Origin of the sequence: Leuconostoc mesenteroides subsp. mesenteroides ATCC 8293 (assembly GCF_000014445.1) — a bacterium.
Classification (GTDB): domain Bacteria; phylum Bacillota; class Bacilli; order Lactobacillales; family Lactobacillaceae; genus Leuconostoc; species Leuconostoc mesenteroides.
Map to the genome: position 1 here is coordinate 1,805,001 of NC_008531.1, position 22,660 is coordinate 1,827,660.

16 protein-coding genes, 1 tRNA gene, 2 rRNA genes and 1 riboswitch (1 of these 20 running past the window's edge) are annotated in these 22,660 nt (G+C 39.8%); of the genes, 7 read left to right on the top strand and 12 right to left on the bottom strand.

Translation table 11 applies throughout. The features are described from left to right. The 7 genes from LEUM_RS08935 to LEUM_RS08965 all read right to left on the bottom strand — a co-directional run. A 23S ribosomal RNA gene (locus LEUM_RS08935) occupies window positions 1-753 on the bottom strand; it reaches 2,163 nt to the left of the window's first position. 188 nt (window positions 754-941) lie between these two features. After that, window positions 942-1,014 (bottom strand) — tRNA-Ala (locus tag LEUM_RS08940). Window positions 1,015-1,128: 114 nt separating this feature from the next. Beyond that, window positions 1,129-2,679 (bottom strand): 16S ribosomal RNA (locus tag LEUM_RS08945). The 16S and 23S rRNA genes sit together here with 1 tRNA gene alongside, the layout of an rRNA operon. Window positions 2,680-3,183: 504 nt before the next feature. Further along, window positions 3,184-4,242, bottom strand: a complete 1,059-nt coding sequence (locus LEUM_RS08950; RefSeq protein WP_011680409.1) for a PTS sugar transporter subunit IIC — start codon at window positions 4,240-4,242, stop codon at window positions 3,184-3,186. 34 nt (window positions 4,243-4,276) lie between these two features. After that, window positions 4,277-5,266 carry a D-2-hydroxyacid dehydrogenase gene (locus LEUM_RS08955; RefSeq protein ID WP_010282212.1) on the bottom strand — a complete coding sequence of 330 codons (990 nt, stop codon included), beginning with the start codon at window positions 5,264-5,266 and terminating at the stop codon, window positions 4,277-4,279. Beyond that, window positions 5,263-6,456: an aminotransferase class I/II-fold pyridoxal phosphate-dependent enzyme gene (locus LEUM_RS08960; RefSeq protein ID WP_010282209.1), complete on the bottom strand. Its 1,194-nt coding sequence runs from the start codon at window positions 6,454-6,456 to the stop codon at window positions 5,263-5,265. Before LEUM_RS08960 ends, LEUM_RS08955 begins: the two co-directional genes overlap by 4 nt. 275 nt (window positions 6,457-6,731) lie before the next feature. After that, window positions 6,732-7,322, bottom strand: coding sequence for a nucleoside/nucleotide kinase family protein (locus LEUM_RS08965; protein ID WP_011680410.1), 591 nt, complete (start codon window positions 7,320-7,322; stop codon window positions 6,732-6,734). Between the two features lie 116 nt (window positions 7,323-7,438). On the opposite strand from LEUM_RS08965, the gene LEUM_RS08970 reads away from it, so the two are divergent. Beyond that, window positions 7,439-8,839, top strand: a complete 1,401-nt coding sequence (locus LEUM_RS08970; protein WP_011680411.1) for an APC family permease — start codon at window positions 7,439-7,441, stop codon at window positions 8,837-8,839. 51 nt (window positions 8,840-8,890) lie between these two features. On the opposite strand, the gene ezrA is transcribed toward LEUM_RS08970, so the two are convergent. After that, complete coding sequence (gene ezrA / locus LEUM_RS08975) at window positions 8,891-10,606, bottom strand: septation ring formation regulator EzrA (RefSeq protein WP_011680412.1); 1,716 nt, start codon at window positions 10,604-10,606, stop codon at window positions 8,891-8,893. Between the two features lie 305 nt (window positions 10,607-10,911). Between ezrA and rpsD the strand changes: the two genes are divergently transcribed. Further along, entirely contained in the window at window positions 10,912-11,523 is a 612-nt protein-coding gene (gene rpsD, locus LEUM_RS08980) for a 30S ribosomal protein S4 (RefSeq protein ID WP_011680413.1), read from the top strand. A 124-nt stretch (window positions 11,524-11,647) separates the two neighbouring features. Here rpsD and LEUM_RS08985 read toward each other — a convergent pair whose 3' ends face one another. Then, a complete protein-coding gene (locus LEUM_RS08985) occupies window positions 11,648-13,357 on the bottom strand; it encodes an ABC transporter substrate-binding protein (protein WP_011680414.1) in 1,710 nt (569 codons plus the stop codon). A gap of 110 nt (window positions 13,358-13,467) precedes the next feature. Between LEUM_RS08985 and LEUM_RS08990 the strand changes: the two genes are divergently transcribed. From LEUM_RS08990 to LEUM_RS09005, 4 genes are all read left to right on the top strand, one after another. Next, window positions 13,468-14,697 (top strand): MDR family MFS transporter, encoded by a 1,230-nt coding sequence (locus LEUM_RS08990; protein WP_011680415.1) that lies wholly within the window; start codon window positions 13,468-13,470, stop codon window positions 14,695-14,697. 94 nt (window positions 14,698-14,791) lie between these two features. Then, window positions 14,792-15,166 carry a DUF1694 domain-containing protein gene (locus tag LEUM_RS08995; RefSeq protein WP_011680416.1) on the top strand — a complete coding sequence of 125 codons (375 nt, stop codon included), beginning with the start codon at window positions 14,792-14,794 and terminating at the stop codon, window positions 15,164-15,166. 6 nt (window positions 15,167-15,172) lie between these two features. Next, window positions 15,173-16,459, top strand: coding sequence for a replication-associated recombination protein A (locus LEUM_RS09000; protein ID WP_011680417.1), 1,287 nt, complete (start codon window positions 15,173-15,175; stop codon window positions 16,457-16,459). Window positions 16,460-16,850: 391 nt separating this feature from the next. Next, complete coding sequence (locus tag LEUM_RS09005) at window positions 16,851-17,294, top strand: universal stress protein (protein WP_011680419.1); 444 nt, start codon at window positions 16,851-16,853, stop codon at window positions 17,292-17,294. A 56-nt stretch (window positions 17,295-17,350) separates the two neighbouring features. On the opposite strand, the gene LEUM_RS09010 is transcribed toward LEUM_RS09005, so the two are convergent. After that, a complete protein-coding gene (locus LEUM_RS09010; protein WP_011680420.1) occupies window positions 17,351-18,790 on the bottom strand; it encodes an amino acid permease in 1,440 nt (479 codons plus the stop codon). A 73-nt stretch (window positions 18,791-18,863) separates the two neighbouring features. Next, window positions 18,864-19,031, bottom strand: a riboswitch (Lysine riboswitch). Between the two features lie 17 nt (window positions 19,032-19,048). Next, entirely contained in the window at window positions 19,049-19,702 is a 654-nt protein-coding gene (locus tag LEUM_RS09015) for a hypothetical protein (RefSeq protein WP_011680421.1), read from the bottom strand. A gap of 499 nt (window positions 19,703-20,201) precedes the next feature. Between LEUM_RS09015 and LEUM_RS09020 the strand changes: the two genes are divergently transcribed. Then, a complete protein-coding gene (locus LEUM_RS09020) occupies window positions 20,202-21,380 on the top strand; it encodes an LCP family protein (protein WP_011680422.1) in 1,179 nt (392 codons plus the stop codon). 46 nt (window positions 21,381-21,426) lie between these two features. On the opposite strand, the gene LEUM_RS09025 is transcribed toward LEUM_RS09020, so the two are convergent. Continuing rightward, complete coding sequence (locus tag LEUM_RS09025; RefSeq protein ID WP_011680423.1) at window positions 21,427-22,659, bottom strand: metal-dependent hydrolase family protein; 1,233 nt, start codon at window positions 22,657-22,659, stop codon at window positions 21,427-21,429. Window position 22,660: the final 1 nt, after the last annotated feature.

The following is a 22,660-nucleotide window of genomic DNA, read 5'->3' on the forward strand; positions in this document are numbered from 1 at the left end:
CTCACCTTCATCCTGACCATGGGTAGGTCACTTGGTTTCGGGTCTACAGCATCGTACTATTCGCGCTATTCACACTCGCTTTCGCTGCGGCTCCGGTCTTTCCACCTTAACCTCGCACGATACCGTAACTCGCCGGTTCATTCTACAAAAGGCACGCCATCACCCATTAACGGGCTCTGACTTCTTGTAGGCGTCGTGGTTTCAGGAACTATTTCACTCCCCTTCCGGGGTGCTTTTCACCTTTCCCTCACGGTACTGGTTCACTATCGGTCACTAGGGAGTATTTAGCCTTACGGGATGGTCCCCGCAGATTCCGACCGGATTTCACGTGTCCGGCCGTACTCAGGATCCTGAAAAGAGTGTGCTTCATTTCGCTTACGGGGCTATCACCCTCTATAGCCAAGTTTCCCAACTTGTTCTGCTATAAAACACTTTTGTAACTCTTATATATCAGTCCTACAACCCCAACATGCAAGCACGTTGGTTTGGGCTCTTCCCCGTTCGCTCGCCGCTACTTAGGGAATCGATTTTTCTTTCTGCTCCTGCTGCTAATGAGATGTTTCAGTTCACAGCGTATTCCGTCAAATATCCTATGTATTCAGATACAGACAACTCTTACGAGTTGGGTTTCCCCATTCGGAAATCTTTGGGTCATAGCGTACTTACCGCTCACCAAAGCTTATCGTAGTTAGTCACGTCCTTCATCGGCTCCTAGTGCCAAGGCATTCACCACGCGCCCTTATTAACTTAACCTATACAACCGAAGTTGTGGTTTAAGTTTATGAGTTGGTCATTTTTCAGACCTGCGATTAAACCGTTCTTTTTAAAGAACTTTTTGTGTTGTTTCTCGGTTCATTTTAGTGCAATCTTACGATTGCTTTTAAAAGAATTTGTTACTATTCAGTTTTCAATGTACAACATGCTAGCCTTTCGACTAGCTATGGAGAATAGCGGGATCGAACCGCTGACCCCCTGCTTGCAAAGCAGGTGCTCTCCCAGCTGAGCTAATTCCCCATAGGATCACTTTGAGACCATGATACCTATTAAAGTATCACACTCAAAACTAAACAAAACTTTGAAACAAACAAATTGACACTTAAGTCCCTGTCGCTTTCCGATTATCCTTAGAAAGGAGGTGATCCAGCCGCAGGTTCTCCTACGGCTACCTTGTTACGACTTCACCCCAGTCATCTGTCCTGCCTTAGACGGCTCCTTCCTAAAAGGTTAGGCCACCGGCTTTGGGCATTACAAACTCCCATGGTGTGACGGGCGGTGTGTACAAGACCCGGGAACGTATTCACCGCGGCGTGCTGATCCGCGATTACTAGCGATTCCGACTTCATGTAGTCGAGTTGCAGACTACAATCCGAACTGAGACGTACTTTAAGAGATTAGCTCACCCTCGCGGGTTGGCAACTCGTTGTATACGCCATTGTAGCACGTGTGTAGCCCAGGTCATAAGGGGCATGATGATCTGACGTCGTCCCCGCCTTCCTCCGGTTTGTCACCGGCAGTCTCGCTAGAGTGCCCATCTGAATGCTGGCAACTAACAATAAGGGTTGCGCTCGTTGCGGGACTTAACCCAACATCTCACGACACGAGCTGACGACGACCATGCACCACCTGTCACTTTGTCTCCGAAGAGAACACTTCTATCTCTAAAAGCTTCAAAGGATGTCAAGACCTGGTAAGGTTCTTCGCGTTGCTTCGAATTAAACCACATGCTCCACCGCTTGTGCGGGTCCCCGTCAATTCCTTTGAGTTTCAACCTTGCGGTCGTACTCCCCAGGCGGAACACTTAATGCGTTAGCTTCGGCACTAAGAGGCGGAAACCTCCTAACACCTAGTGTTCATCGTTTACGGTGTGGACTACCAGGGTATCTAATCCTGTTTGCTACCCACACTTTCGAGCCTCAACGTCAGTTGCAGTCCAGTAAGCCGCCTTCGCCACTGGTGTTCTTCCATATATCTACGCATTCCACCGCTACACATGGAGTTCCACTTACCTCTACTGCACTCAAGTTAACCAGTTTCCAATGCCATTCCGGAGTTGAGCTCCGGGCTTTCACATCAGACTTAATAAACCGTCTGCGCTCGCTTTACGCCCAATAAATCCGGATAACGCTCGGGACATACGTATTACCGCGGCTGCTGGCACGTATTTAGCCGTCCCTTTCTGGTATGGTACCGTCAAACTAAAATCATTTCCTATTCTAGCTGTTCTTCCCATACAACAGTGCTTTACGACCCGAAAGCCTTCATCACACACGCGGCGTTGCTCCATCAGGCTTTCGCCCATTGTGGAAGATTCCCTACTGCAGCCTCCCGTAGGAGTTTGGGCCGTGTCTCAGTCCCAATGTGGCCGATCAGTCTCTCAACTCGGCTATGCATCATTGTCTTGGTAGGCCTTTACCCCACCAACTAACTAATGCACCGCGGATCCATCTCTAGGTGACGCCGAAGCGCCTTTTAACTTTGTGTCATGCGACACTAAGTTTTATTCGGTATTAGCATCTGTTTCCAAATGTTATCCCCAGCCTTGAGGCAGGTTGTCCACGTGTTACTCACCCGTTCGCCACTCACTTGAAAGGTGCAAGCACCTTTCGCTGTGCGTTCGACTTGCATGTATTAGGCACGCCGCCAGCGTTCATCCTGAGCCAGGATCAAACTCTCAATTTGAAAATTTGAAGATTGCTCTTCGATTAAACTGACTATATTTCGCTATATCTCTATAACGTAATCCGTTTATTGTTTGTTACGAATTGACTTCGCAAATTTGTTTTTGTTACTTTACGTAACAGCTACAGATTCGTTTGTTCAAAGTTTTGTTCAGTTTTCAATGTGCTACTCGTTGTCGCTGAGACAACTATATTATCTTACCACGCTCGTTTCGCTTTGTCAACTACTTCTTTTAAGAAGTTTTCGTCGACCTCACTGCCCTTACGCTCTCGCTCCCCCTTGCCTCGCAACGCTTTGCGTCGCTTCGCTCCGTCGGAACATATACTAATATACCAACTTTATTCCCCCTCGTCAACTACTTTTTTTACTTGTTTTTTATCTCTTTCCTTCGTTCGCTTTTTATCCCTTTTTATCCCCTTACTTTACCTCCTCATTCGCTTTATCCGCCCCTTTTTTACCCCTTCCCTCCTTTTCGTTCTTTTGCCTTTACCTTTACTTAAGTAATTACTGCAACGTTAGCTTGAGATCTTCTGCTTTAATCATTTTTAACTTAGTCATGAATAACCATTTTAAAACTGTGGCGATAATAACAGGAAGTATGACAAATACCAGCAGAATGCTGAATATAGATACAAGACTTTTGTCTGATTCCGACCAAGCAGTCAACGGACCGACTAATCCAGAAAATCCAAATCCTGCGGAAAATGGCGTCCCTTTGATATTCAACATAGTTGCTACCGCCCCCATTATTGCCGCACCAATACTTGTTGGTATAAATAATTTGGGTTTCACTAACATATTTGCCATTTGAATTTTTGGCGAGCCAACAAAATGCGCCAACGTACCACCAATGGGATTCACACTAGCGCCCATTAACGCTAATGTAAAACTTGCCACTGTAATTCCTGCATTAGCAGCGCCTGATCCAACTCCTGCCAGGCTAATAGCCATCGCAATACCTACCGAAGATAACGGGGAAACAATAAGAAAAGCAAAAATCACCCCCAAGGCCGCGCCCATTACTAGTGGTGTTAATTCAGTAGCATAAGCGACGCCATCCCCTATCCATGTTTGCAAGACACTGATCGGCTGTAAAGTCATCAGCCCAATACCGCCGGCAATAACCGCTACAAATAATGGCTGTAATAATATTTTAAAATGTCCAAAAGATTTCTCAGTGAACTTCACCAATATAGATGCCAAAAACGCTACGAGCAAAATATTGAGCATCACACCGCTACCAGAAATGATTGCGCCATTGGCTGTGCTTTTCACAACACCAGCAGAAACAAACATCGAAAGCGCGATGGCCCCTGAATCAATTACTGTCAATTTTAAAATTTGACCCACAGCAAATCCTGCTACTAATGGCAATGTACTTTGAATCAGTGTCGTCATAAACGCAATCTGGGTAGCAATTTCGTTACCAGAAAACAATAGCAGTAATTGACTGACCAATGCACTAGGAATTAAAGTCAAAACTATACCCAAGCTCGTACCATTCAATATATCAATAATGAATTTTTTTATTGTTGCCGCGGAACTATGTTTAACTGATTTCATATTTCTTTCCTATGTATGCGCCGAAGCGCTTAATTTAAACTTCGTGTGGTGAAGATTGTCCGTTTAGTATCATTAAAGTATCATCTAACGAAATATCAACCATGTTCTTGACGGCTATGTTAGTAAAGAAGCCAACATGTGGCGTAATAATTACGTTTGACATTGATAATAGTTTTTGGATGCGTGCATCTTGCACCCCCTGACCATGTAAATCGTGATTGAAAACACCGGACTCATTTTCCACCGTATCCAGTGCCACGGCACCCACTTGACCATTCCCTAAAAAAGTAATTAAATCACTTGTGTTGATAACTGGGCCACGCGAAGCATTTATTAACAACACACCCTTTTTCATTTTTAGGAAATCCGCCTCAGAAAGCAAATGAATTGAAGTTTCATTTAAATCGACATGTAAACTGATTACGTCACTTTGTGCCAATAGCTCATCTTTTGTAACGTAGGTAATCACATCACAAAGTGAAGCATCGCGGTCTGTATCGTAACCTAAGACATTGACACCAATACTATTTAGTAGTTTTGCCAATGTCCCACCAATTCGTCCTACACCGACAATGCCGATAGTAACAGAGTGAATTTCTCTCGCTTGAAGACCTGTCCAGCGAAAATCATTGTTAGCAATCCGTTTGTCAAATTCTGGCGTATGACGCAATAATCTCAGGATCTGCATAAGCGCCATTTCGGCTACTGATCTTGGTGAATAGGCTGGTACATTTGTTATTTTCAAACCAGCTTTTTTAGCCAGATCAACTTCAATCATGTCATAACCAGCAGTCCGTGTCGCTATTTGAGTTATTTGTTTAGCAATATGATGATAAAATTGTTGATCCCCACCAATTTTTGCAGTTTGTTGTATGACTAATCCGTCAATTTCTGTTAAGTCAGGTAGTGTTTCAGGATGGAAATCATCACGAGAAATCACTATTTCCACATTATTCTTTTCAGCGTAGTGACGAATAGCCTGCTCTTCGTCACTACGCACACTTGTCATCAATATTTTATTCATTTACCATTTTCTTCCATATAAGCAGTCAAACGGTGCATAGCTTTTTGCAATGTTTCAATGGATGCCGCATAGCTTAGTCGAACATATCCTTCTCCTCCAGGACCAAATGACGAACCTGGAATCAAAGCTAGACCATTATTTTGAGCTAAATCACGAGCAAAAGCAAAATCATCCTGAATATAGCCAGCCGGTATTTTAGCAAATATATAGAATGCCCCATCTGGTTTAGCAACTTTAAAACCAAGTTGTGTCATTGTGTCATAAACATAATCACGTCGTTGAAGATACTCAGCCTTCATGACTAACGTATCTTGCCGCCCTGCCTCTGTCCCTAACGCCTCTGCAGCTGCAGCCATAGCTGGATTAGAGGCAGTTGTTGTTGCAAATTGGTGAATCATCGCTATTTTTTGAACCAATTGTGCTGGACCAGCCAAAATACCAATGCGATAACCCGTCATTGCATGTGATTTTGAAACACCATTCAGCAAAATTGTTTGTTCAGGCAAATATTTAGCCATTGATACATGACTATTTTCATATGATAGTTCAGAGTAAATTTCATCGGAAATAACAATAATGTCAGTACCACGCAAAACATCTGCAATCGCTTTTATTTGTTCATCATTGTAAGTAACCCCAGTTGGATTAGATGGAAAGTTTAATACAACAGCTTTGATATCATCCCCATGCTTGGCAATTGCAGCCTTGAGCATCTCTGGACTTAACACAAAATCATTTGAAGAAGTGTCGATAAATACTGGTTCAGCACCATCTACTAATCCCACTGCTATATATAATGGAAAAATCGGTGTAGGGAGTATTATTTTATCCCCCGGATTTAATATAGTTGTGAGCGTATCATAAATAGCTTCAGTTGCCCCTATAGTTACAATAATTTCGTTAGTAGGATCGTAATCGATATCATAACGGTCTGCCAAAAATCCAGCCGCAGCCTCACGTAAATGGATCGTACCATTTGATGCAGCATAGTGTGAATCATTTGCTTCAATCGACCGAATTGCCGCTTGTTTGATGTGATCGGGTACATTAAAATCCGGTTCCCCTAACGTCAGCTTAATAATATCTGGAATCTCACTCACCTCAATATCAAATGCTCGAATAGCAGATGGACCAACAAGTTTCAAATGTTGATTGAGATTATTCAATAACGAGGGTTTTACTTCTGGCATAATTTTCTCCCTAATTTAACACAAAACGCACATCCAGAAAAAATTCTGAATGTGCGTTTGCTCAAATGTAGATGAACTCACTAGGCATTCAGAGGGTTAATCCGAATACCTACGCAAAATGCCTTAAGTACTTGGATAGTTAGCCAAAATACTTAAAGTAAAAATTTGCTGTAGTTTTGTTCATTAAATGTGACATTGTGTTAAAACCTTTTTTATTTTTATGAGATTAATTTTAATATTAATTCCATCATTTGTCAAGTTTCTTATTAACAAAATCACATTTTACCTTTTTTGGGTAGACTACGGCCGCTCATAATATCATTGACAAGTAGATCGAGACGTACTTTAGTTTTTGCCCAATCATCGTTCGCTAGTTCGTAGGCAACATTCTTCAGTTCTTTTGGCAAAGTTACGTCGCGTAAAAATTCCGGCGAGGCTATTCGTTGTTCAACCACTAATGGATCATCTCCTCGAACTTGCACGCGGTCAATTAACATATCAGGATGCGTGACTGTAACGAAAATGATTACAGCTTGTTCACCTAGTTCCTGAGAATACGTAATAGCCCCCGCAGTGTCCAAGACAATTGTTGCATATGGATTTTTTCCCCAAGCGCGCTCTAATGCCTCGTATGATGAGCCGTACTTATACCCAGCATACTGCACCCGTTCCAAATAATGATTCTTTTCAAAACTATTATCAGTTTCAAAATAATAGGCTATGCCGTCCTCTTCCCGCTCCCGCGGGGGGCGCGTTGTATGCGTTAAAACTCGTGGCATCCGATATGTATCTTGCAAATAGCGGGCAATTGTTGTCTTACCGACACCTGTGGCACCAGTAATTACAAAAACTTTGTTATTTTTCATCATTCAAATTCCTTAGTTATTATTGTATCGTAAAACTATTTATAAAGTTCGACAAGTATACTTGAAATTGATAAAATAGCTGGTGTACAAAAACTATTAAAAATGGGAGAACTATTATGTCACTTCTTGCGCGAGCTTTTAAGCGGGAATCTGTTGATAATTACCTGAGTGCAGATTCACATATGTCGCGTGTTTTAACAACGCGCGACTTGATTAGTCTAGGAGTAGGCACAGTCATTGGTACAGGAATATTTATTTTACCCGGCCACGAAGCCGCTGATCATGCAGGTCCAGCAGTCGCTATTGCATTTCTAATTGCTGCAATTTTCTCTGGATTATCAGGTATGGCTTTTGCTGAGTTCTCAGCAGCCATGCCAGTTGCTGGCTCAGCTTACTCATACGGGGGTGCTATTTACGGAGAAATCATTGGTTGGCTATTGGGTTGGTCATTAATTGTTGAATATTTCTTAGCAGTATCAGCAATTGCAACCGGATTTTCAGCCTACCTTGGTAATTTATTAGCTATATTTGGCATTCACATCCCTAAATATCTATCTGCCGGTCCAATGGAGGGCGGAATTGTCAATTTATTTGCAGTATTAATTATTTTATTCGTCGCTGCTATACTATCACGAGGATTAAACACCTCAAAGAAAGTTGAAAATGGCGCAGTCGTTATCAAAATTGCCATTTTAATCTTGTTCATTGTTGGCGGATCATTTTTTATTAAAACAAGCAATTATGTACCATTTTACCCTAAAGAATTTCACAGTGGATTGGGCGGTTTGAACGGAATTTGGGCCGCAACCGCCAGCATTATTTTTGCTTTTCTAGGCTTTGATACCATCGCCGCCCACGCTGCTGAAGTTAAGAACCCACAAAAGACAATGGCCAAGGGTATTGTTGGTACGGTTATTATTTCAGCCCTATTATATACACTCTTCTCTATAGTGTTAACGGGAATTGTCAATTATAAAAAACTTGGTGTTGATGACCCAGCAGCATTTGCTCTGCAAGTTGTCCATCAAACACAGTTCTCTATCGTCATTACTATTGGTGCGTTAATCGGTATGTTCACAGCTGTATTAGCCTTGATCTATGCTTCATCCCGTTTAACTTATTCCTTCGGGCGTGACGGTTTGCTCCCCCGCAGCCTAGGTAAAATATCCCCAGGATCGCATTTACCAGTAAATGCACTAATTTTGGCAGTTGCCGTTGAGGTTATTTTTGCGGGCCTTATCCCCCTCAGCACATTGGCTAGTTTAATTAATGCAGGTACTTTAACAGCATTCGCCTTTATCAATTTTGGTATCTTAATCCTTCGTCGTCGTAAAGATTTAGCTCACGATGGTTTCAAAGTACCTGGCTATCCAATTGTACCGTTTATTGCGGGTATGATAAGTTTGTTCTTTATTACACAGCTATCTGCCGAGACACTCAAAATGTTTGGCCTCTGGTTACTACTTGGTGTTATCTGGTACTTCTCCTATGGCATTAAGCATTCTAAATTATCATAACCTAACATAAAAGGAGCCACCGCTCAATAGCGGTGGCTCCTTTTATTTTTACTATACTAATGGTGTTTTTCGACGCATGTATGAATCAACTAATCTTTCATAAACACCTGGTTCAGCACTGTCAAGAGCTGAGCCGAGGATATCCATTGCCTGCTTGAAATTATAATCCCTCTCGTAAAACATCCGTGCTTGCTCGCTTGCAGCAGCAACACGCTCATTCGAAGCACGATAACGATTAGCATATTGTAATAGCTGTTCCGTCAGTGCAGCCTGATCAACAATTTCTTCTGTCTTTTCTTTTAATGTATCAATGTCAGCTGATACAATGTTCAATTGACGTTGTACCTCATCCATATCAATCAAATTTGTATTTAATGACTTAGCGAGACGCTTTAATTCGTTTGATACAGCGTAAAAATATTCTAAATAAGCGACTGGTAAGCCAGGCAAATTCATCCGTTCAACAGCATGCTTAATGGCTTCAACTTCTTTTTGGTATTGCCCACCCAGCTGTCTAGCTGATCGGTCAGCTTTTTCTAGGCCAGAAATTTTATCCCAAATGTCTACCTGTTGTGTCTCAATTTCTTCAAACTGCTTCAGCAATTTTTCTTGCTGAATTTGCAATTCACTGTATGATATTTCTTTGGCCTCAAGCAAATCATCATTATGATTAATTTGCTCCTCTGCCATGTTGATTTGTTCAAGTAAAGTACGTCGTGTTTCCAACTCTTTATGATTAAATTGGAAGCTTTGACCTAATCTATCCAGCTCGATCGATAGTGTCTGATTCTGCTCACGCAGACGTAACAAATCAGAAGATAGACGATCGGCATTTTTAGTGACGTGCTTGCGCGCCGTTACTTCCGTTTCCATCGTTTCGTACATTGCATCAATGCGCTGTTCGATATATCCAGTTTGTTCCGTTACTTCCTTTAGCTTCAAATCTGCTAATAAATTCAAAACTTGCTGACGTTGTGAGTCAATTGCTTGAAGTTCTTGCTCCACGCTATCGTTTGGAAAAACATAACCGGCTTCTACAAGCTTAGTGTGCCCTTGGGCTAGTTCATTTAATTGATCAACATACTTAATGTTTAATTGATCAAACAAATCTGGAATATCAGCCATCATTTTTTCCATTTGAGTTGTTTCCATCGCTAATTGCTCATAAATATCAGAGGCCGTAGCGTGGTCACCATTCTCTGTTAACTCTGTAAACTCATCGTAGTCTGCTTCTAATTGACTCAAAAACTTATCTAGAGCAGGGTTAGCTGGTCCAAACTTAAAGTTTTCAGCAAGCAAACGCTTACGCAATCCTTCATACTTCTTCTTAAGATCGTTGATTGCCTCGCGATGCTCTTCATCAGTTTTCTTTAAATCAAGCAGACCAGCCCGCACATCTTTAATGGTAGTTTCCGTATCATCCACCATACCTTGCAAACGTTCTAATTCATTACGCGTTTTAATAAAGTTGATGCCTCGAGCCTCAAAAAGTACTAAATTAGCTTGTTGATCAATTTTCAAAAACTTATTATTTTGAACATCATTAAAAGAACTCTCAAATTTCTGATAGTTCTTTAAAGACTGACCTGTTAAAGGTAATTTTCGTCCCTCGACAAGCTCTTCGCGAACTTTCAAAGATTCAAGCTGATCTTTTCTTGCTCTGAGGTCACTAACTTTTTTGACCGTAGTTCTTTGCATCACAAATATTGCTAAATAAGCGATGACAACCAAAAGTAATATAATTGCTAAGACTGTAAAGTTAAACATATGGATAGTTTCCAACCTTTTAATTTTCACTTTCCATCTTAGCACTTATACGATTCAATTAAAGGAGATTTGCTAAATCTCAAATCGTTTACAATTTTCTTAACAATTTGCTATTCCTTAATGGTTCTGATATTATGTAATAAGTTGTTAAATTGAGTAGCAGTAAGTAAGGAAGCGCGTCAACAACGCCCCAAATCGTTAGTAAGGCCATAGCTACTGGCTCTGAGAAACGTCAAGATAGGCGCTGCACGCATCTGGTACTTACCCTCAAATGTACAGCATAATACATTTTGGAGGACATATACATGTCACGTTATACAGGTCCAAAGTGGCGTATCTCACGTCGCTTAGGTGTTTCATTGTCTGGTACTGGTAAAGAATTGTCACGCCGTGCTTACGCACCTGGTGATCACGGTGCCGGCCGTCGTGCTAAAATTTCTGAATACGGAATGCAATTGCGCGAAAAGCAAAAGTTGCGTTTTACTTACGGTTTGACTGAACGTCAATTCAAAGCTTTGTTTAACAAGGCTGGTAAGATTCGTAAGGGTACTCATGGTACTAACTTCATGATCTCATTGGAACAACGTTTAGATTCAGTTGTTTATCGTCTCGGTTTGGCAACAACACGCCAACAAGCACGTCAACTTGTTAATCATGGTCATATCTTAGTAGATGGTAAGCGCGTTGATATTCCTTCATACAGCGTTCAACCTGGACAAGTTGTATCAGTTCGCGAAAAGTCAAAGAACATCTTGCCTATTCAAGCTGCTATCGAATCAGTTGTGGCTCGCCCACAATTCGTATCATTAGACACTGAAAAGCTTGAAGGTTCACTCGTTCGTTTGCCAGAACGTGAAGAGCTAGATGCTGACATCAACGAAGCGTTGATCGTCGAATATTACAACCACTTGGGTTAATATTTTAATTCTTAGTTGGTTGAAACGTCACCATATTTGGGTGACGTTTTTTAATTTTTATTAGTAACGAGCAAAAAGGCAGCCTGATTTTGGGCTGCCTTTTTGTGCGAACTTTTTTATTCGTTTAATTATTTATTTCTGGCATTTTCCAAGCATTTTTATAATCATATTGATACCCTTCATTTACTAAAAACTGATGGACATATATTTCTCGAACAGCATGAGTCGTGTAAAATAAGATGTTTTGTTTTATTAGCCAATTATCAATTTTCAAATAAATAAGATGTCGGTCTTTTTCATTTTCAGTTTGTTTGAAAAGAAAAATTAAATACTGAAGTTGTTCTAATAACGACGGCGTTAGCATTCTTTGTACAAGCAATGTCGGACTACTAACAAATTCAATGTACGCAAATTCATCGAGGTTCATGGGAATGTCAGCCAACATGACTAAGTCTGCATTTTTTTCTAAAAATTCAGTATAGTAATCTGTAGCAAAATTATAGTAAATTATTTCCATGTTCAATCCGATTTTCTTAGCACGCCTTTGAATCCATTTTGAAAGTTCTTCAGCTTCTTTTGAATGTGATAACGTAGCTAGAACGATAGGCTCCCCTTGATAGTTCGCTTGATTTAATTTTTTTTGAGCCTGCGCTAATGTTTTATCCCTTCGTACTGCTGAATCACGAGAATCATAATGACTGGCAGGAATTCCGCCAATGCCATCGTAAACTCGTGTATCAATAACATGATATAAAGCTGATCGAACGAATGGTTGTTGAATTATTGTTGGGCGTTTTAAGTTGGAAATGATAAACTCTGCACCAGGAAATGTATGCTTCTTTTTCACATAATCATGATTGCCGTAATCCGCCGGATTAAGGAGACCTGACACAACTTTCCAGTCATCTACTAAATAATAAACTACTTCATCTATCATCGGACGCAACCCGTAATAATCATCAAAAGCCGCCAGTTTGAACGTCGTATCAGTACTTTCCGTCACCTGAAATGCACCTGTCCCCACCCAATGAATTTCATCAAATTCAACATCACAATCAACAATAACATATTTTGCATCAACAACATATCTCACGAATAAGGGTTCAGGTGCTGAAAATTTGAACTGGACAATATCATCTGCTAGCAAGATGATATCCACTAAATTAACAAGTTGCCAGTACGATTCCCCCACTTCATTTCGAACTCGTTCAAACGTGCGTTTCACATCAACCGCTGTCATCGTTTTCCCATTATGAAATCGTACCCCTTTGCGCAAATAAAACGTCCAAACGGTGGCATCGTTATTTGACTGCCAATGGTGAGCCAATCCAGCTTTCAATCCTTCATCGAATTGAACTAATGTATCTCCCAACTGCAAAACTAATTGATACTCACGTCGAATGGCCACTTGAACAGGATCTAAGGTAGTAATAGGACGTGTCGCCAGCTGTCTTAAAACACGCTTATTTTCACTATACGTTTGTATGCCTAAAAAATTAGTGAGATTTCCCCGAAAAGATGCCAGCCAGCTGGCAGGTACTGATAATTTTAGCAAGTAGAAAATCGTTATTGTGTCCTCAGTAACAATTGCTTGCTTCATCTCCATAATCACCTCATCTCTGAAGCTACTTTGAAAAATGATTTGCGTTAGATGTCCACGCCCCTGTCCAGGGTAATAATGCAAAAGTTTTTGCTCTTCATAAGCGCGTAAACGACGTTTAACCTGCTTTGTTGATATCGACCAAAACTTAGCTAATTCAGAAATACTGATAGTTAGTTTTTGCCCAATTTGTTGATATGTCATTCGTAAATCAAAGTATGTCTGGTCAATCATTAATTTCACTCACCTTTTAAAGTGGACATTTTTCTATATAGATGTCCATTTTAATATCTAGATGTCTATTTTATAATCTTAACATATCGTTTGAAAGTAGGATAAACAATATGTGGAAAAATTTACATCCAAACATCAGAAAAAGAATCCAAATTGAATTTTTAAGTCGCCTCGGAAGTTCTCTCATATTTCCTTTTATGTCGATTTACCTTTTTCATGCTTACAATGCACAAATCACCGGTGTGTTAATGATGATAAATATCATCATTTCTTTTCTAGCTGGCATTTATGGTGGATACTTAACGGATGTATTTGGGAGACGACGTTTACTTCTTTTTGGGGAGTTCATTAAGTTATTGGCTTCTATTGGTATTGTCTGTGCTAATCTACCCGTTTATCATTTTCCTTGGCTTACCTTCGTGATGATGTTTCTTGGAAATATTGCTAGTGGCTTGATTAGCCCAGCTAGTGAAGCAATGCTCATCGACGTCTCAACTGAAAAAACACGTGCCTTTATGTATGCCATCAATTATTGGGCGAATAACCTGGCATTGATGGTTGGGATGATCATTGGTGGCTGGTTATTTGAACGGCATTTCTTATTACTTACTACTATTCTAGTCATCATAAATATTAGTTCGTTACTTTTGACCAAATATTTAATTACTGAAACCCATGAACAAATGGTTAATATAAAATGTCACGTTGGGTTTCAGTCTGTATTTCATAGTTACCAGATTGTATTATGCGATGTTCGTTTTGTTATCTTCACATTAGGTGGCATCTTATTACTTAGTGTTGAGTTTCAACGCACTAACTTTATCGCCATTCATTTGGTACAAAGTTTTATCCATACAAAATGGTTAGGTATATCATTTGATGGTGTAAAAATGTTAAGTCTATTGACAAGCATTAATACAGCTATTATTGTTTTGTTTACTGCACCAATATCTCGTTGGATAACTAATCGCAACACGAAAAAAATATTTGTAATGGGTACTACATTATTTACGTTAGGCTACGCTCTGCAAGCATACGTCAACACGCTACCCTTATTAATTTTTTCAAGCTTCATATTATCTTTTGGTGAATTGATGTATGTCCCAACACGTCAATCAAAATTAGCCGATTTAATGCCAGAAAATAAACGTGGTGCCTACCTTGCTTTTAATGGTTCAATTTTTCAATTAGGAAAAGTCATTGCATCATCAATGCTGATTGGCGCACCATTTCTTGGTTCGTTTGGTATAGCTACCGCGATTATTTTTCTGGGATTAGGAGCGATTATCTTAACTCTTTGGGCATTACGTTTAATACCAGATAACCAAAGCAACATGTAGGTTTAGCATTGCGCCTCATTGACTGAGAGTTTAGGTACAAATTAACGACTAAGATAACGTATAATAGAAGTATCAAATATTAATGGAGAAAATCATGGACGTCAATGAACGCTTACAACAAGAACAGCTTGGTAATGGCAGCCCAAAAATTAACCCTGATGAGCAAAACCGCTATCTTGGCACGTTCCGAGAACGTGTCATTGTCGCAATTAAGGTATCTCAATTGGGCAATTCAAACATCCAATCACAATTTGCCGCATCACTTAAATCACATAGCATTGGCAAGGTTCTAATTGATCAGCAACTTGCCGGCGACTATTTTTCAACGTATGTTGGTTTAGCAACGCAGAGCAAACATAGTTTCACCTTGCTTTCCGACTCTACAAAATCCGCACATCAAGAAGATCCAATTGCAGTGGTACTAGCCGCTAATACTGCTGTCAACGTAGATAACATTTACTTAGGATAAACGTTTATGACACAAGAACCGCTAGCGTACCGTATGCGCCCCACAAAAATTGAAGAGATTGTTGGCCAACAACATTTAGTTGGTGAAGGCAAAATCATCTGGCGCATGGTCGCTGCTCATCGGCTGAGTTCGATGATTTTGTACGGGCCGCCTGGTACTGGTAAAACATCAATAGCTAGTGCCATTGCCGGTTCATCAAAATATGCGTTTCGCATGCTAAACGCTGCTACCGATAGCCAAAAAGATTTACAAATCGTTGTCGAAGAAGCAAAAATGTCAGGGACTGTCGTCTTGTTACTAGACGAAATTCATCGCTTAAACAAAATCAAACAAGACTTTTTACTACCACATTTGGAGTCCGGAGCAATTATATTAATCGGTGCGACCACAGAAAACCCTTATATTAATGTCACACCAGCTATTCGTTCTAGAACGCAAATATTTGAAGTTAACAGTCTAAGTGAAACAGATATCACAAGCGCTGTTAAAAGAGCCATTGCTGATAAAGAAAAAGGCCTTGGGCAATACAATATCGTTCTCGATGATAACGCTATGTTACAGTTATCGCGAGCAACAAATGGTGATTTACGCAGTGCTTTAAATGGTTTAGAATTAGCGGTTTTATCAACAAAAGCAGATAAAAAGGGTGTCGTTCATATCAGTTTGCCAATCATTGAAGAGACTGTGCAACGCAAAGCATTATCAGCAGATAAAGATGGGGATGCGCATTATGATGTGATTTCAGCACTACAAAAATCAATTCGCGGATCCGACACCGATGCGGCGTTACACTACGCTGCCCGCATTATCGAATCCGGTGATTTACCGATTTTAGCACGCCGACTTACCGTTATTGCATACGAAGATATTGGGTTGGCAAATCCACCGGCAGCTCAGCGGGCAGTAACTGCTATTCAAGCCGCGCAAACACTAGGATTTCCAGAAGCCAGAATTCCGATCGCCAATGCTATTATTGAACTTTCTCTCTCACCTAAATCTAATTCGGCCTACAAAGCAATTGACTTGGCTATTAGTGATGTTCGTCATGGCAAATCTTACGATATACCTGATCATTTAAAAGATGCACATTATAAGGGATCTTCGGAGTTGAATCACGGTGTAGATTACACATATCCGCATGACTATGATAATGATTGGGTAGCTCAACAATATTTACCAGATAAAATGACAAACACTCAGTATTTTCATCCTAAAGGTAATTCGAAAATTGAACAACAATTATTTGATGTCTATCAGACACTAAAATTGCGACAAGAAAACGGGCTAAACTAAAAAGTCAAGTCTTTCAGTTAACGAGTTTTCGCGTTATAATACTATATGAATTCCTCAGATATACGCATTGCTACATCATCAGCTTTTTCCTTACAACTTTTATTTTCGGTTGGGAATTCAGGACTTAGAAGATATGCCCTTTCATTCGGTAATCTGACAATCTTGATGAACCATCCACCTCGATAATTTCGAGGAAAATCTGCGTAGCGATTAACGGTATCAATTGAGTGTTCCGGGCTAAGCCCGTGCGTCCACATTTGTGGGCGTTTTTTTTGTATAAATTAAAATCAGTGTTTAATTAGGTTAAAGAACATACTATTAATTTTATTATGAAAGCGCTATACTAGAGGTATAGAAGAACGCATTGCATATTGCAAGAAGGGATGTTATTATGACAGCAAATTATCATAGGATTTTAGTACCAATGGATGGATCAAAAGAATCTGAAGCTGCATTAACGCGCGCGATTGAACTGACCTTGGATGCTGGTGATGAAGGCATCTTGTCAATTTTAAACGTTATCGATACCCGTGCATTTCAAAATGTGGCTAGTTTTGACGATACAATGGTTGAAGCAGTTTCAGATGAAACGCGTAAAAGCTTAGAAAAATACAAAGCACAGGCAATTGAAGCTGGTGTTAAAAATGTCGATTATCTAATCGAATATGGTTCACCCAAGTCGTTAATCGCTAAAGATGTACCTAACGAAGTCAATGCTGATTTGATTGTCATTGGTGCAACTGGATTAAATGCTGTAGAACGTTTAGTTATTGGTTCTGTTACTGAATTCGTAACGAGATCTGCTAAAGTTGACGTCCTAGTGGTTCGCGGTTAAGTTATTGCTCATATAAAAAAGACACTACAATGATGTAGTGTCTTTTTTATATGTCTTTATTTATATTGTTTTAGATCAACATCTTTTAGAGCAATTAGCTTCGTTTTGTGAGAAACCTTGTACCAAAAGTATAAGATTACAAACAAAGGAACTGATAAGTAGGTCACAAATATTTTTTCCCAATTTAGATGGGCAAAACTGTCCGGATCCTGACCAATAATAACACCAATAGAAATCACTAGCGCAAATAGTGGACCGAATGGGAACCACTTAGCCTTGTATTTCAAATCAGACAGACTCTTTCCTTGCGCCACATAAGCTCTTCGGAAGCGATAATGAGAGATAGCAATGCCGACCCAAGCGATGAATCCAGTTAACCCAGAAGCATTGACCAGCCAAGTATAAGCAACTGATCCCCCTTTGGTGTTAGCAATAAATGCTAATAACCCAATCGCAGTAGTTAATACTAAGGCTGCAACTGGAACCCCTCTAGTTGAAAGCTTGGCAAAAATTTTAGGGGCATCCCCTTTACGCGCCATAGCATACAACATACGTGTAGAAGCATATGAACCTGAATTTGCTGACGAAACAATTGATGTTAAGATAACTGCATTCATTAAACTAGCCGCAAAAGCAATTCCTGCGTTTTTAAATACGATTGTAAATGGTGAGACCGCAATGTTTTGTGTGGAAGAACTCAACAAGCGCGGATCTTTATAGTAAACCAGAGCGGAAATGACAAAAATTGCCAGAATATAAAACAATAAGATACGCCAAAACACTTGATTTATCGCCTTGGGAACTGACTTATCAGGATCCTCTGCTTCTCCAGCAGTAATACCAATTAACTCAGTTCCTTGAAAAGAAAATCCAGCAACAACGAATACTGATAAGATAGCTTGAGGTCCACCAACAAATCCGTGATTACCGACCGACAAGTTTTTCATGACATTGATGTCAGAATGAATTACACCAAAAATAGTAGCCAGACCAACAATCAAGAAGGCAATAATAGTTACTACCTTAATCATCGACAACCAGAACTCAGCTTCTCCAAAAGTTCCAACTGAAAAAATATTAATTAAGAAGATAAGTAATAAAGCAATCGCGGAAAATATCCACCCTGGTGTATTTGGAAACCAAAATTCAGCCACCAAGCCAACTGCCACAATGTCGACAGCTAATGTTATAGCCCAATTAAACCAGTAGTTCCATCCCATGGCAAATCCCAATGCTGGGTCAACATATTTACCAGCATAGTCGGAAAATGAACCTGAAGTTGGTGAATAAGTAGCCATTTCACCCAGCGAAGTCATTAAGAAATAAACCATCACACCAATAGCTAAATAAGCGACAATAGCACCCAGAGGACCTGCTTGCGCAACAGTGGCTCCCGAAGCTACGAATAAGCCCGTTCCAATTGAACCACCTAATGCAATCATTGACACATGGCGCGTTTTTAAATTACGCTGTATGTGCCCTTTATGTTCAGACATAAAATCTCCTTCTCAAAATAAAAAAACCTCTCCTTAGCAAACAGGAAGAGGTTTAAAAAGTCATTATATAATCACTTTTCAAAGCGCACCGCATTTCTGCGACAGTCTAGCAACTCTTAATCACTAGCCCAAAGGTTATCTTGCCTGTTAACCCTTTCGGCAACCTTCCCTTTTACATGATTTCAACATCCTGGCGGACTCATTCATGTGACTCATGTTGGCTGCAACCTCTTTGACAATATGAAAATAATAACACACTTACACGCGCCCGTCAATTTCAAGTACCTTTTGCCAATGTCGCGCCCGTTTATAATATTGTTGTGCACTAAACTGCCACCAAAAATAACCAAAGGTAATTGCTCCCAAGCCACTAGTCAATGCCATATGATGAGATTGAATACGGGCTAACATAATTGATAACCAAAATAAACCAATTAAAATATTGATCATCACTTGAATTTTTCTCGACTTAACCAAATGTGGCATAATAATGACTAGTAGTAAGAGCAATTGCAACCACCACACCAACAATAAGTTAGGAATAGTTTCACCTATTTTAGGACCATCCTGCCAATGGATGCGCAAAATAATTGTAATAACCCATGTCAGCAACATCGCAACCAATTGTGTAATGGCAAACCACCAGGCAGCGATTTTGTAATTTATTAAATAAAGAAATGCTACCATAACCGCTATCAATGGGATGACGACCCAATAATGGGAAAAAAGATTACCTAACCCTAAGTATAGGGGTATTTTCAACGATAAAATATTGTTTACTGCAAAATCTGTAGTCGCGTCCAGAACTTGCATAAATATCATATGAAATCTAACTTGAATACCTAAAAAAACAAAAATAATGCCAAAGGTAATGATTAAAATTTTTCTTAATTTATCCGGTGGAATTAACATTGTTTATAATTGTGATGATACGGATAAGCACATTCAAATTGTACTGACAAAAACATAGTTTTATGACGACAATGATATTCAATATGCTCAATTGACCCCGCTTACTCACATTCTCCCAAATATTAAATTTCTACAAACTCATTTGCTTATAGCTCTTAATAATTGTAGCATTATATGAGATATAATTATAAAAAAAAGCTGATATGGTTAAAATTTAATCTTGACTTTAACTTGGTCCGATATCATTACTATCAGTTGGTTTTTTGCCGATATTTTTAGTCGTGCCCTTAAATATCTATACATGGCAGATGAATTATTGCTAGATGAATAATCTCAAAATATGGTGAGAACACTGGTTACTATTTTTTGATTGATCGTTAGTTTCAAGCCTTTTGCCTTTGTTGCCCAAAAATGGCAGTATATCGATAAAATTCGGTAGCTGTCTTTATTATCTTACAAACCGCCATATTTCATTGGCCAAAACAATCGAGAGACCGTTATGAAAAAAAATAAACAAACTGCAGTTAAGTCCAGAATTGATCGCTATTCAAAAAGTAGTCACAGACTACGAAATATTATCTTGCTTATTGTCGGTCTCTTACTTATCGTGTCAGGCACATTTGCTTGGATGGCTATCCATAATACTAAATCAGCAATTGATAAAACATACAAGAGCAGTGGCGTCACTAAATCCCGAAACGTCTCAAGCGTTGTTCAAAGTGGAAAGCCCTTGTCTATTTTGTTATTTGGAACGGATACCGGTGAATTAGGACGTACATACAAAGGACGTACCGATTCAATGATGTTGCTTCTTGTTAACCCCAAGACAAAAAAAACAACAATGATTTCTATCCCTCGTGATGCAATGGTTTCTATTCCGGGGTACGAAAGTACTTTCCCTCAAAAAATAAATGCAGCCTACGCCTATGGTTCAACGGCAACTGCCATTAAAACTGTAGAATCTTACTTAAACATTCCTATTGATTTTTATGCCTTAGTTAATATGTCCGGCTTGGAAAAAATGGTTACTCAAGTTGGGGGAATTTCTGTTAAGTCCCCCATTGACTTCACTTATAGTCAGGAAACAGCCCATGCTTACGGTGCAAACCTATACCGTTTCCACAAGGGAAGCACAGGCTATGAACATTCTGATGATAATGGGGTCACTTGGTCGGCAACCAAGCACGTCATGACTGGTGATGCAGCCCTTGCATTCTCGCGCATGCGTTACGATGATCCAGATGGTGACTATGGGCGTCAAAAACGTCAACGATTGGTATTAGAAGGTTTGATCAAAAAGTCAGCTAATGTTTCAAGTTTGTTAAATACAAAGTTTATGAATACAATGAGTTCAAATGTTCAAACTGATTTGTCATTTGGAGATATAACGACAATTGCTAGCAAATACATTAATGCAGCAAAAAATATTGTCACCGAGCATATTCAGGGTGTCAGCACGAGTTATCCTGATTCTGAAGGGAACAACGTTTCATATGAAGTTGTTACTCAAAAAGAAAAGCAACGCGTTACTAACTTAGCTCGTAAAGCACTTGGCTTAAAGCACGCTTCCACCGGCTCAGCATATGGTGGTGACATACCAAGTTCTCTACAAACAATAGCTGATTCTCTCCGACCAGCAGATGATGAATCAACAGATTCTGATGATTCATCAAATTAAATAAAAAGACGCCTTTAAAGGCGTCTTTTTTACGTTTTTCATTTATCTATGAAATGATGTTCTCTTCTTGATGAAATACCACGGGTTGCCCATGTTGAAATACCCACTTATCTTTTTCCTGAATAGCTTTTATATTATCATTTGGGTTCTCTTGAATTACGATGAAGTCAGCATATTGCCCAACTGCTATCATCCCATAATTATCACTAATTCCCATCAATTTAGCTGCATTAATCGTAGCTGATTGTAAAACTTGTTGTGGTGTCATATGACCAAATTCAACCATCATATCCATTTCCACAGCGCTCTCATTTGCAAAACCATTGAAGGGTGTACCAGCATCTGTTCCCATGGCAATGTTAACTCCTGCCATGGCAGCTCGTGCAACGCTCTTCTGATGTGCTTGCCAATGCGTTGTCGCACGTTCAATCATCCATGCCGGAACTTCCTCAGGCCGATCAATAATACGCTTCATCGCAATCATTGTTGGAACTACAAAGGTCCCATTTACTTTCATCATATCAATTGCTTCATCATCAATGTGAAATGCGTGTTCAACGGAATCAACACCAGCACGAATTGCAATCTTAATTCCCTCAGCCCCTTGAGCATGTGCCGCAACTTTGATACCTTTTTTATGTGCTTCAATAACACCTGCTCGTACCTCGTCTTCATTTAATTGAACTTGATTGGGATTTTCAAAATCTCCAGCGCTCACCCCGCCAGTCACCATAAACTTAATGATTTGAGCGCCTTCTTTCATAGCTTGCCGTACTGCCTTGCGCACTTCATCAACACCATCTACCTCAATGCCTCCTCCACCACTACCGTGCCCACCAGTCATGGAAAAAGCTGCCCCACTAGCAATCATCATTGGTCCTTCTACACTGCCTTCACGCTGCATGCGTGCAATTTCAATATCTGTCATGCGTGCTGTTCCAACATTTCGTACAACTGTTACACCATGACGTAACATCGTTTTCATATTGTGGGTTGCCACAATCACTGCACGAACATGTTCGTTTTCATTATCCACACCAAATTTAGTTTTTCCAAATTCATAATTCACATCAGAGTCAACATGAATGTGCGTATTAATTATACCAGGCATCATATATTTTTCACCCACATCAACGCTCTGTCCCAATTTAGGACCTTCACCATGCCCGACTTCAGTATATCGTCCTGTTTCATCATCCACAATGGCATAACATTGTGGATCAAAATTACCTGTTTTTGAATTAAAACCATTAAAATTATAATATTTAGTTTCTGTCATT